The 12,844-nt window shown below is 64.3% G+C and carries 9 protein-coding genes; all 9 read right to left on the reverse strand.

Translation table 11 applies throughout. The annotated features are described in order from the left end of the window. Positions 1–28: 28 nt before the first annotated feature. Entirely contained in the window at positions 29–985 is a 957-nt protein-coding gene (locus ACOQFP_RS05765; protein ID WP_421583756.1) for a D-2-hydroxyacid dehydrogenase, read from the reverse strand. Next, entirely contained in the window at positions 985–2,355 is a 1,371-nt protein-coding gene (locus tag ACOQFP_RS05770) for an MFS transporter (protein ID WP_341244046.1), read from the reverse strand. The genes ACOQFP_RS05765 and ACOQFP_RS05770 overlap by 1 nt, the downstream gene beginning before the upstream one ends. A 174-nt stretch (positions 2,356–2,529) precedes the next feature. Then, entirely contained in the window at positions 2,530–3,735 is a 1,206-nt protein-coding gene (locus ACOQFP_RS05775; protein WP_341244037.1) for a M20 family metallopeptidase, read from the reverse strand. After that, complete coding sequence (locus ACOQFP_RS05780) at positions 3,732–4,997, reverse strand: PLP-dependent aminotransferase family protein (protein ID WP_206489368.1); 1,266 nt, start codon at positions 4,995–4,997, stop codon at positions 3,732–3,734. The genes ACOQFP_RS05775 and ACOQFP_RS05780 overlap by 4 nt, the downstream gene beginning before the upstream one ends. A gap of 3 nt (positions 4,998–5,000) precedes the next feature. Continuing rightward, positions 5,001–6,179: a M24 family metallopeptidase gene (locus ACOQFP_RS05785; RefSeq protein ID WP_421583820.1), complete on the reverse strand. Its 1,179-nt coding sequence runs from the start codon at positions 6,177–6,179 to the stop codon at positions 5,001–5,003. A 222-nt stretch (positions 6,180–6,401) separates the two neighbouring features. After that, entirely contained in the window at positions 6,402–7,115 is a 714-nt protein-coding gene (locus ACOQFP_RS05790) for a GntR family transcriptional regulator (RefSeq protein WP_241256631.1), read from the reverse strand. Positions 7,116–7,130: 15 nt separating this feature from the next. Further along, the gene (locus tag ACOQFP_RS05795) at positions 7,131–8,606 is read right to left on the reverse strand and encodes an NAD-dependent succinate-semialdehyde dehydrogenase (protein ID WP_421583757.1); all 1,476 of its coding nucleotides are present in this window, start codon (positions 8,604–8,606) and stop codon (positions 7,131–7,133) included. Then, positions 8,603–11,458, reverse strand: coding sequence for an FAD-binding and (Fe-S)-binding domain-containing protein (locus tag ACOQFP_RS05800; RefSeq protein WP_421583821.1), 2,856 nt, complete (start codon positions 11,456–11,458; stop codon positions 8,603–8,605). The genes ACOQFP_RS05795 and ACOQFP_RS05800 overlap by 4 nt, the downstream gene beginning before the upstream one ends. 53 nt (positions 11,459–11,511) lie before the next feature. Continuing rightward, entirely contained in the window at positions 11,512–12,777 is a 1,266-nt protein-coding gene (locus ACOQFP_RS05805; protein ID WP_206489370.1) for an aspartate aminotransferase family protein, read from the reverse strand. Between the last annotated feature and the right edge of the window lie 67 nt (positions 12,778–12,844).

Raw genomic sequence — 12,844 nt, forward strand, 5'->3', positions numbered from 1 at the left:
CGCCTTTCTGTCGAGACACGGCGACGGGTCAGGGGACGAAGCCGAGTTTCTTGTCCACCACATTGAGCAGCGGTTCGCCCCGAAAATACCGTTGCGCGTTGTCGGCGAACACGTGCGCGAGTCGACGCTTCCATCCTGAGGCGTCTCCGCTCATGTGCGGGGTGACGACGACGTTCTCGGCCGTCCACAGGGGATGGTCGGCAGAGAGCGGCTCGGTGTCGAAGACGTCGAGCGCGGCACCCGCGATGTGTCCGCTGCCCAGGTGCGCCAGCAGTGCATCGGTGTCGAGCAGTTCGCCTCGCCCCACGTTGATGATCCGCGATCCGGGCTTCATCGCGGCCAGCACCGCGTCGTCGACCAGTCCCCGCGTCTGTTGGGTCAAAGGGGCGACCAGCACCAGGTAGTCGGCTCGAGTGGCAACGGCCGCCAGGTTGTCGCTGGCGTGTACGGTGCCGAAGTCACGGTCGCCTTCTCGCGCAGTTCGGCCGACTCCCGAGACAGACATTCCCACCGCCGTCAACAGGTTCGCTATGGCGCGACCGATCGCTCCGGTGCCGACGACCATCGCGTGAGCACCATCGATCCGTTCGGTCTCGCGATGCTGCCACACCCTCGAATGCTGCAGTGCGCGCGAGCGTTCCGAATCTTTGGCGAACGCGAGGATCTGCGCCAGGACGAACTCTGCGATCGGTCGATCGAATACGCCCCGCGAATTGGTCACGACCACATCGGAATCGACAAGCTCGTCGAACATCAGCGAGTCGACGCCGGCGGCGGCGATGTGGATCCATTTGAGCGAACCACAGCGTGGCCACGCGGATTCGACTGCAGGAGAAAAGAAGTCCCACAGCAGCAATGCGTCGGCACCGTCGACTGCATCACCGAGTGTGTCGGCGGTGGCGTACCGCACGTCGGCGACCTCCGCGATGGAATCGAGTCCATCGGGAAGGTCGCCTGCGTGCAGGACGACGAGAACGGGCGCCACTATTTCTTCTTGTATCCGACGAGTTCGACGCCCGAGGCCGCCACCTCGTCGTCGTTGTCGCCGGGGCATTGGGTGCCGCGTAGGGACCGCCCAGCAGTTTCGGGCATCAGCAGAATCGGGACGAACGCGATAGCAGCGGCGATCATCATATACCAGCCCGGGATCAGGTCCGAGCCCGTTCGGTCGATCAGGAACGTCAGGATCAGCGGAGCCGTACCGCCGAACAGCGATGTCGAGACGTTGTAGCCGATGGCGAACGACCCGTAGCGCACCTGGGTGGGGAACAGCGCAGGCAGCGTCGAGGACACACACGAGGTCATGATGACCAGTAGCAGTCCGAGACCGAGCAGACCGATGGTCTGGCCGATCAGGCCGGCGTTGATGATGAGCAGGAACAGCGGCACGCTGAACACGAAGTATCCGACGCAGGCCGTCAGCAGCAGCGGCTTTCGACCGATTCGATCGGACAGGGCTCCGATCGGGTTGATGATGGCCATCATGATGAGCATGATCACCACGAGGGTGAAGTTGGATTCGGTGGTGCTGTGCCCCAGGGTGTCACTGAGATACGAGGGCAGGAACGTCAGCACGGTGTAGTAGGCGATGTTCAGCAGCAGCACGAACCCCATCAGAATCAGGATCCGCTGCCAGTAGGTCATGGTGGTCCTCAGCGAGGCCATGGCTCCGCCTTCGCCTTCGTCGACCGTCCCGCCGTCTTCCTTGGCCTCGGAGAACACCGGCGAATCCTCGAGCCGGGTTCGTAGCCACAGGGCCACCATGCCGAGCGGAAGTGTCAGCAGGAAGGGAATTCGCCAGCCCCAGGCTTCCATGGTCTCGTCGCCGAGCACGACGTTGAGCAGTGTGCACAGGGTGGCACCGCCCACGGTGCCTGCGAGGGTGCCGAACTCGAGGAACGATCCGAAGAATCCTCTGCGCTTGTCCGGTGCGTATTCGGCCATGAACACCGCTGCGCCGCCGTACTCACCACCGGTGGAGAAGCCCTGTACCAACCGGCAGGCGAGCAGCAGCAGCGGCGCGCCGATACCGATGGTGTCGAAGGTCGGAAGCACACCGATCAGTGCCGTGGCGACGGACATCATGGTGACCGTCAGCACGAGGACTTTCTGCCGCCCGATTCGGTCGCCGAGCGGGCCGAGCACGATGCCACCGATGGGGCGAATGATGAACGACGCGGCCAGAACGGCGAAGGTGGACAGCAGGCTCGCTCCGCCGTCCTCGGAGGGGAAGAAGTTGGCTGCGATGTAGACGGCGAGGTAGCCGTACACCGCGTAGTCGAACCACTCGACTGCATTACCGAGTGCTGATCCGCCGATGGCGCGGTGCAGGATTTTCGTCTCGTCCGGGCTCAGGGTCTCGGTACTCGGGGGATATCCGGTCGGCGCTGCTGCCGACCCTGAATTGTTGGTCACGGTCGAAATACCTCTCGCTTTTGTGGACAAAGTGGAGCGTCGGTGTGGTACTTCGCAGCGTTCGACACTACGACGACGCGCACCTTCGGTGTCGGCCAACCCCCTCCCGCGACGCTAAAGCCCTGCTAGCGCCGTCATTCTGATGGCCGTCAACACGTATGCTCTTGCGCTGTCGGTCAATTGACGCACCGCGACGGATTCGTCCGGCCGATGAGCTTGGCTTTCGATCTCGCCTGGGCCCAACACGATAGTTGGGATACCCATCTGTTCTGCCACGAAACCACCGTCGCACGATGCGGTCCAGATGTCAGTGGAACGGCCGATTCGTACCGCTCCGGCGTCGATGACCGATTGGACTGCCGTGCTGACCAATCGATCGTTCACACTGGTCAGAAAGCCCGGCATCTCCATCGACACACCGACGTCCAGGTCGATGCCGGAGCCGATGTCGCCGACCGATTCGATACGTGATCGCAGATCCTCGACGACTCCGGCTGCACTCTCCCCTGGCAACAGGCGTCGATCGACCGTGACGACGCACCGATCGGCGACCATCGAGGTGCCCGTGCCGCCGGCAATCGTTCCCACATTCCACGTGGCGGGACCCAAATCCGGGTCGGGGTGCTCGTCCAACTCGGTCTGCGAGGCCTCGATGACCGAGATGATGCGTGCGGCGGCCGAGATTGCGTTCGCTCCGTTGCGCGGCTGCCCCGCGTGAGCAGAACGACCTCGAATGTCGATCTCGAGATTCGACGCTCCTCGGCAACCGAAGATGGTGACCAGATCTGTCGGCTCCGCCACCACGCAATGGCTGTACTTTCGCAGGCCCGGCTCGGCTACGAACGCTCTGATGCCAAGGCCGGTGTCCTCCTCGTCGACCAGGCAAGCCAACGTCATCGGATGCTCGTCCGCCAGACCGGCCCGAAACACGGCGGTCATCGCGGAAACGACCGCGGCCAGACCGCCTTTCATATCGCAGGCCCCGCGACCGAAGATTCGGCCGTCTCGGACCACGGCGGAGAACGGATCGGTGGTCCAACCGGTTCCCGCGGGTACCACGTCGGAGTGCCCGACGAACAGAACTCCGGGCCGCTCGTCGGACCCGATGGAGACGATCACGTTGGGTCGCCCCGGAGCCACCTCGCGGATCCGAACGTCGAATCCCTGTGCGCGGCAGTAGTCGGCGAGTACCTGCGCTGATTTCTCCTCGGTGTCCCCCGGGTTTTCACCGCCTGCGTCGATCAATGCCGCAGTGAGAGAGACGATGTCGTGCTCGTCGATCGCGTCGAGCAGGACCTGTTCGGACGTCGAAACCGTCATCGAGTGGGGTCGGAGGCGAGCAGGTGCTTGGATTTGTCCACCGCCGCAGCGAGCCTCTTGATTCCTTCTTCGATACGTTCTGGGGTCGACGAGGCGAAGCACAGGCGCAACGAATCGTGAAATTTGCCGCCCACCGACAGCGCTGGCCCGGGGATGTAGGCTACGCCTTCGGCCAACGCCGTCTCGAACAGATCCTGGGTCGAGAAGTCGACGTCATTGCCGCGCAATGTCGCCCACAGAAAGAATCCGCCCTCGGGATCGGTCGTGGACATCGAATCGCCGAAGTGCTCGGCGATGCTGTTCTGCATCGCGACCTTGCGCGGAAGGTACACCGACGCCAACGACCGCAGATGCTCCTCGAGCAATCCACGCCGGATGTACTCGGCCACCATCCGCTGTGCAGGCAGATTGGTGCAGGTGTCCATTGCCTGCTTGGCGTTGATGATCAACTGTCGCGCCTCGGGTGCGGCATCGACCCACCCCACCCGCAGTCCTGGCGCAATCATCTTGGAGAAGGTGCGCACCGAGAAGATCAGTGGGTCGTTCGGACTGAGAGTGCCGAAACCGGGGATGGATTCACCCGAGAACCGCAACAGACCGTATGGATCGTCGTCGAGAATCACCGAGCCCCAGCGATGTGCCAGTTCGATCAACAGCAGTCTGCGTTGGAGCGACATGGTCACCCCGGACGGGTTCTGGAAGTTGGGAATCACGTAGATCATCTTCGGCAGCCGGCCCGCACGTTCGACGAGCTCGGGCAACGCCTCGACGATCAGACCGTCACTGTCCATCGGGGCCTCGAGGATATCGCCCCCGTAGCTGAGCACAGTGGCTGTTCCGTTGGTGTACGTGGGACTTTCGACGATCACCAGGTCTCCCGGATCGACGAACAACTTGCATGCGATATCGAGGCCCTGCATTCCGCCGGAGGTGATCACCACCCGATCTTCGGACGTAGGCTCACCCACCGACTCCAGATACGCGAGCAGTGCCTCCATCAAGCCGGGGTCACCTTCGGTCGCACCGTAGTCGAATGCATCCGCCGTGAGGACGGTGCCGGCGATGTCGGTGAACGCGGCGGCCGGAACCGTCTCGGCGGCAGGAGATCCCATCGCGAAGCGGACGATGTCGTGCTTCTGAGCGGCCAGGAGCGATGTCGACGAATCGATCACCGAACCCGTCAGCTTGTCGGTCCGCAGGGCCCAGGGGATGTTGCCGGCAGGAGTGGAGCCTGCGGAGCGACCCTGTGTAGTGGCGGTCATGTCTCACTCCTTCGTCAGTAGTTCTCGGGGATACGCGGTGAAGGTCTCGACGCCTGTCTCGGTGACGCGGACCGCCTCGGAGACCTCGTATCCGTAGTCGTCCATCCACATTCCACCGATGATGTGGAACGTCATGTTCTCGGCGAGCACCGTCTCGTCGTCGGTGCGCAGGCTCACAGTGCGCTCACCCCAGTCGGGGGCGTAGGCGATGCCGATCGAGTATCCGATACGCGACGGCTTGTGCAGCCCGTGCTTGGCGAGACTGGTGCTCCACACCTGTGCCAGATCGGTCGCGGTGACACCTGCTCGCACGACCGCGAGCACGTCGTTCAGCGCTTCGCCGGTGGATTTCGCCAGGTAATCCAAACGGGGACTTGGCTTTCCGAGCACGATCGTACGCGCCATCGGTATGTGGTAGCGCCGGAAGACACCGGCCAGTTCGACCACGGTCGTCTCACCACGGACGAACGGTTGATTCGACCACGTCAGGTGCGGGGTATCGGCTCCAGCACCGGTCGGCAGCATCGGCACGATGGCCGGATGATCGCCGCCGAAATCTGCGGTGCCGCGCACCTGCGCGTTCATGATCGCCGCGGCTGCGTCGCACTGGCGCTCCCCTACCGAAATCGCCTGATAGGCCGCCGACATCGCCGACTCGCACACCTGGGCGGCACCGCGCATGAGCGCGATCTCGGCGGCAGATTTCACCACTCGCACCCAGTTGACCAGTTCGTAGGAGTCGGTGAAACGGTACTCGGGCAGAGACTTCACCAGCGCCTCGAATGCCTTGGGGCTGAAGTAGTACGAGTCCATCTCGAGCCCCACCTGCCCGTGCTCGAAGTTGTTCACCAGGCCCAGTTCACGCAACTTTGCGGCCACCCACACGAACGGGTGAGTGTCCTTGCGCTGCACGAACGTCTCCGGATATCCGAACGTGTGGTCCTGCGGCAGCCACGAGGTGCGAAATGCGCCGTTGGCATCCATTTCGCGAGCGAAGAAATACATGTCGCCCTCGAGCGGCACGTACAGCATCTGCGGGGTGTAGAACGAGAGCGCGTTGTACCCGAGCAGGTAGTAGAGGTTCGCAGGGTCGGTGACGATGAGCGCCGTCAGGCTCTGCGTCGCCATGCGCTGCCGGACGGCAGCGAGTCGAGTGGCGTACTCCTCGTCGGTGAACGTGATCGGCGTGCTGTTCGGGACGTCGGGGTACCGCGCCAGGCCGGGAGCGGCCCGTCCTACAGCGTCGTCCGGTCCAAGTGCAGTGACGTAGGTGACGTCTGATGAATCGTTCACGGGCACCCCCTTCAGAATTGTCGATTTAGTAGATTGTTGACAATCAGGCTAAGCGTTCGCCTCGGCGGTCCGCAAGACACGAGATGTAAATGCTGTGTTGCGCGGGGCGACCTATCCAGGAGTGGCCAGTGCCGAATGCTCGGCATCTTCCTCCACCATCGCCCGGGTCAGGTCGTGGATGGCCGTGTCCATGTGCTCGTGTACCCCTTTTTCCAGCGCATCCCAATCCGAACCGAGCAGGAGATCGACGATCAACTGATGTTCCTCCACCAGCGCTTCGGGACGGTAGTACGCGGTTTCGAGGTTCCCCATGCAGATGCGCGCCTCCGCAGCGAGCGTGGCATACATCCGAGACATCCGGCTGTTGCGAGTCGCCCCGACCAGAGCGGTGTGAAAAGCGAGGTCCCGTTCGGCCAGACCCCGCCAATCCGCTCGGTCGATGAACGGCTGCATCTGCACCACGATGGCCGAGAGCTCGTCGGCAGTCCTGGTCAGGCGTGCCCGGTCTCCGTGCACCAGAGTCCACGCGGCACCGACCTCGATCGCGGCACGCGCCTCGTAGATCTCGACGACGTCGTCGCTACTGAGCTCCACGACGAACACGCCGCGGTTGCGATAACTGTCGAGCAATCCCTCCTGATTGAGGCGCTGCAGTGCTTCACGCACCGGCCCTCGCGAGATCTCCAGTTCCGCAGCGACGTTGGCCTCGTTGATCTGCTCTCCCGGCGCGTAGGACCCGTCGATGATGCGGTCTCGAATCTGGTCTGCGATCACCATCGACGTGTTGCGTGCGTCGATCGGTGTCAAACGTCTCGAACTGGGCATGATCGAAAACCTCTCTCAGCCTCGGGGAATGGCAAAATACTTGTATTCCAGGAACTCGTCGATTCCGACTCGTCCGCCTTCGCGGCCGAGCCCGGACTGTTTGACGCCGCCGAAGGGCGCCGCCGGATTCGACACCAAACCGGTGTTGAGACCGACCATTCCCACCTCCATTCGCTCCCCCATCCTCAGCGCTCGGTCGATGTCCTGAGTGAAGACGTATCCGACGAGGCCCCATTCGGTGTCGTTGGCAAGGGCGACCACTTCGTCCTCGGTGTCGAACGGAACGATCGCCGCGACCGGGCCGAAGATCTCCTGTGACATCAGATCCGAGGCCGAATCCACATCCGCGAGAACGGTCGGCGGATAGAAGTAGCCCGGCCCCTCCGGTGACACTCCCCCGACGATCGCTCGCGCGCCACGCCCGAGAGCATCGTCGACCAGTCTCTGCACCTTGTCTCGGCCCGCGTCGTCGATCAGCGGTCCCACCTCGGTGCCGTGCGCACTCCCGGGACCCACTGTCAACGCACCCATGCGTTCGGCCAGCTTCTCGGCGAACTGCGTGACGACACTGCGGTGTACGAAGAACCGGTTGGCTGCCGTGCATGCCTCACCCATGTTGCGCATCTTGGCCACCATCGCGCCGTCCACCGCCCGCCCGAGATCTGCATCCTCCATGACCACGAACGGCGCGTTGCCACCGAGTTCCATCGAGGTCCGCATCACCGTGGACGCCGCCTGCTCGAGCAGAATCTTTCCCACGGCGGTCGATCCGGTGAAGCTGATCTTGCGGGCCGCACCGCTGCTCATCCAAGAACCGACCACGCCCGACGCGTCGGTGGTCGTCACGACGTTCACCACTCCCGGCGGCACACCCGCTTCCTGCAGAATCGCCGCCAACGCCAGTGCAGTGAGCGGGGTCTGCTCGGCCGGCTTGAACACCACGGTGCAGCCGGCAGCCAGAGCCGGACCGATCTTGCGCGTTCCCATCGCCAGCGGAAAGTTCCAGGGCGTCACCAGAATGCACGGCCCGACCGGCGCGCGGGTGACCACGATGCGGTTCTTGCCGTCTCCGGTGAGGGTGTGATCACCCGAGATGCGCACTGCCTCCTCCGAGAACCAACGGAAGAACTCCGCGCCGTAGGCCACCTCGCCGCGAGCGTCGCCCAGCGGCTTACCCATTTCCGCGGTGATGATCTCGGCCAGCTCTTCCGACCGAGCCATGATCAATTCGTATGCCTTGCGGAGGATTTCGCTGCGTGCGCGTGGTGCGGTCGAGGCCCACTCTGCAGCCGCGTCGACAGCCGCAGCCATGGCGTTCTCGGCCTCGGCGATGCCGCCGTCGGCCACTCGGGCGATCACCTCTCCGGTGGCGGGATCGAGCACGTCGAAACGGGCATCCGAGGCCGCAGCGGTCCACGTTCCTCCGATGAACAGGTCGTTGGGGGCCGTGATGGTCGGACGAGTGAGGCTGGTGGTCGAGCTTGCGGTCATCGTCGCGGTCCTTTCGTCGCACGTGGGTCGAGTATCTGAGCAAGGTGTACCGACGCGTCGTTCGTCAGGTCACCGGTGAGTTGACGCACCTGCATGTGGCAGCTGAAGCCGTCGGTCAGAATCGGCGTGTCGGGCCCGGTGTCGCGGACAGCCGGTGCGAGGGCCTGTTCGGCGACCTCCATGCTGAGCGCATAGTGACGTTTCTCGAAGCCGAAATTTCCTGCCACCCCGCAACATCCGGTGGCTTCCCGTACCGCCTCGATACCGACGGCGGCCAGTGCGGCGCGCTGGGTGGCGTTTCCGAACACGGCGTATTCGTGGCAGTGGGTCTGAACCGTCACCGAGGCGGGCACCTCCCCCGGCGGCAGCCATCCGTCGGCGGCCTGGTCGATGACCGCCCCCGCGAAGCTCTGCACGCGCGCGGCAACCCTTCTCGCGGCTGCCGTGGGAACCAGCTCGGGCATGTCCTTCTTGAATGCCGCGGCGCAGCTCGGTTCGGTGACGACGATCGGTCGATCGGTGCCGTCGTCCAGTGCGGCCACAGCTTTCGTCAGCTTCTGACGCGCCGTCTTCAGTTGACCCGTCGACGTCCACGTCAGCCCGCAACACACGTCGGTTCGGCATTCGGTGCTGCGACCGGAATCTTCGAGGACGCGTTGCGCTGCTCCGGCTACCTCCGGCCGAAAACCCTGCGTGAACGTATCGACGATCAGGACGACGTCGGACTCGCGGCCACCGCCGATGCGGACCGCGCCCGCGAGCTCCTTCGCCGAGGCGAAACGTGGCAACGCTCGCTCGCCGGTCAAACCTCCGAGCCTGGCCGCGAGCGCGGCGACCCGTGGCGTGAGCACGGAATTGAGCAGTGGTGCCGTTCGCCGGGTCACCTTCAGCCACCGCGGCAGCCAGCCCAACGAGTAATGCGAGAGAGGCCGCAGCCGACCGGCGTAGTGATGGTCGAGGAACTCCGATTTGTAGGTCGCCATGTCCACCCCGACCGGACAGTCCGAGGAACAGGCCTTGCACGACAGGCACAGGTCGAGTGATTCCGCCACGTCGTTCGACGCCCACCCGTCGGCGACGGTCGGCGAATTGCGCACCATTTCCTGCAGAACCCTGGCCCGACCACGAGTGGAATCCTTCTCGTCCCCGGTCGCGCGGAAACTGGGACACATGACGCCTCCCGACGCCGTCCGACACTTGCCGATCCCGACACACGATTGGCTCGCATGTACGAACGGATCCAGATCCTTTCGCGACCCGATCTGATGGAGATCGAACGTCGTCTTCCACTCCCGCTGCGGAATGCCCTGCAACATCAGGTTGTCCATCATCGGCTCCGGCTCGGTGATCGATCCCGGATTGAGGATCCCGCGGGGGTCCCAGATGTCCTTGAACCGCGCGAAGGCGTCGAGCATGCGCGGTGAGTACATCACCGGTAGCAATTCCGAGCGAGCCCGCCCGTCACCGTGCTCTCCCGACAGACTGCCGCCGTGCTTGACCACCACCCGCGCAGCCGCACGCAGGAAGTCGTACATCACCCGCCGCCCGGCATCGGTGCGCTGGTCGAACGTGATACGCACGTGCATGCATCCTGCGCCGAAGTGGCCGTACATCACTCCGGTCAGCTCGTACTCGGCGAGAAGAGAATTGAGATCGCCCAGGTACGCAGAGAGGTTCTCGGGGGCCACAGCGGCGTCCTCCCAGCCGCCCCAGGATTCGTCTCCGCTCGCCAACCGAGTCGCCAGGCCCGCACCGTCCTCACGGACCCGCCACAAAGCTGTCCGATCGGCGGGATCGGCGACGATGCGACCTTCCTTGACCCGTCCGAGATCGCCGAGCGCGGCGAGCAAGCGGGCAGCCTTGTCCTCCACCTCGGCGGCGTCGGCACCGTCGAGATCGACGTACAGCCAGGCGTTTCCCGCGGGTAGACCACGCACGGAGTCCGGTCCGCGTCGGTACTCCATCGTCTGCACGATGTTGTCGTCGATGCCCTCCACTGCGGCCGGGGAGAACTCCAGGATTGCGGTGACATCGGCCGCTGCGGCCACCACATCGTCGTACCCGAGACAGAGCAGCAGAGCCGCAGGCGATACGGGCACCACGGTGACGGTGACCGATACGATCACCGCACAGGTACCCTCGCTGCCCACGAGTGCGCGAGCGATGTCGAACCCGTTCTCGGGTAGCAGATGCGAGAGATGAAACCCGGAGACCTGCCGCGGGATTCGGCCCAGCTCGACTCTGAACAGTGCCAGATTGTCGGCCGCGAGTGCGCGCAAGTCTCGCGAAATACGTTCGGCCGCCTCCACTGCGGCTGCATCCTCGGGGTGCACTGCGGACACACCGGTGCGGGTCACTCGAAGCAGATGCCCCTCCGCCGACACGACGTCCATGGCCACCGTGTGGTCCGAGGTTCGGCCGTAGCGCACCGAGTGATTTCCGCACGCGTCGTTGCCCACTGCCCCGCCCACCGTGGCGCGGGTCTTGCTGGACGGGTCGGGGGCGAACGTGAACGCCCCGGATGTGCGCGTCACCAGTTCACGTTGCAACTCCGAGATGACGATTCCCGGTTCCACCACGGCAGTTCGCGAGTCCGTGTCGACCGAGACGACCCGGTTCATGTGGCGGGAGAAGTCGAGCACGAATCCGCGGCCTAGTGCGTTGCCCGCCATCGACGTACCACCGCCGCGGCCGATGACCGCAACTCCGGCGGCGGCGCATTCGGTCACCACGGTCGCCACCTCGTCGGCATCGCGCGGGAAGACGACGGCGGCAGGCGGGATTCGGTAGTTCGATGCGTCGTAGGAGTACTCGGCGAGCCGTCTCGAGGAGTCGTCGATGTCGATCCCCATCTCCCGCACTCGGTCCACGAGTGCGGGAACGTCGGATCGGGGGTGAACAGCCGTCACAGCGCGTTCTTCAGCGTCCGCGACAGCGCGTCGATGCCCTGACGCATTTCGTCGTCGCTCACGACCAGTGCCGGGATGATGCGGACGACGTTGCCGAGCGCGCCGCAGGTGAGCAGCAACAGCCCCTCGTCGATCGCACCCTGCTGTACCCGAAGCGCGGCCGCAGCATCGGGATTGCCTGCACTGTCGACGAATTCGAGTGCCTGCATCAAGCCGAGTCCGCGCGCGTCGCCGATGGCCGAGTGCTCGGCCTTGAGTGCGCGCAGTGCGTCGAGCAGAACATCGCCCTGTGCTGCTGCATTGGCGACCAGACCTTCGTCCCGGACGACGTCGAGGGTGGCGACGCCTGCGGCAGCGGCGACGGCGTTACCGCCGTATGTTCCGCCCTGCGACCCCGGCCATGCTTTGCTCATCAACTCCGTCGATGCTGCGATGGCCGAGATCGGAAACCCACTCGCGAGCCCCTTCGCGGTGATGACGACGTCGGGCGTCACCGACGAGTGCTGATGTCCCCAGAATTTTCCGGTCCTTCCGACACCTGCTTGTACCTCGTCCACGATCAGGACGATGCCGTGTGTGTCGGCGCGCTCACGCAGTCCCTCGAGGAAGGCGGGCGGTGTGGGTAGGTATCCGCCGTCACCGAGAACCGGTTCGATGATGAACGCGGCGGTATCGGCGGGGCTGGACATCGTCATCAGCAGATAGTCGAGCTCCTTGAGCGCGAACGCGACTGCGGTATCGATGTCCCAGCCGTACCTGAACGCGTACGGGAACGGTGCGATGTGCACACCACCCATGATCGGCGAGAACCCGGAGCGGAATTTGGTCCCGGCTGTGGTCAACGACGCGGCCGCTACCGTGCGACCGTGAAAGCCCCCGTGGAAGGCGATGATGTTCGGTCGGCCGGTTGCCATGCGTGCCAATCGAATCGACGCTTCGACGGCCTCGGAACCGGAGTTGGCGTAGAACACACTGTCGAGTCCCGCGGGCAACACCTCGCCGAGTTTGTCGGTCAGTGCCAGCAGGGGTTGGTGCATGACGGTGGTGTACTGCGCGTGGATGATCTTGCCCACCTGCTCGCGAGCGGCCTCGACGACGCGTGGATGGCAGTGTCCGGTGCTGGTGACGCCGATACCGGTGGTGAAGTCGAGATACTTGCGCCCGTCCGTGCCGATGATCCAGCAGCCCTTTCCGTGATCGACGACGATCGGGGTCGCCTGCTTGAGTGCCGGGCTGAGATGGGTTCGAGTCGACGCTGTCATGCGTGCCATCGTCACGCACCGATTCCAGATTGTCAACAATCTGCAATTGATAGTTCGGCGCAACGGC

The organism is Rhodococcus sp. MALMAid1271, from assembly GCF_049195265.1.
Taxonomy (GTDB): Bacteria; Actinomycetota; Actinomycetes; order Mycobacteriales; family Mycobacteriaceae; genus Rhodococcoides.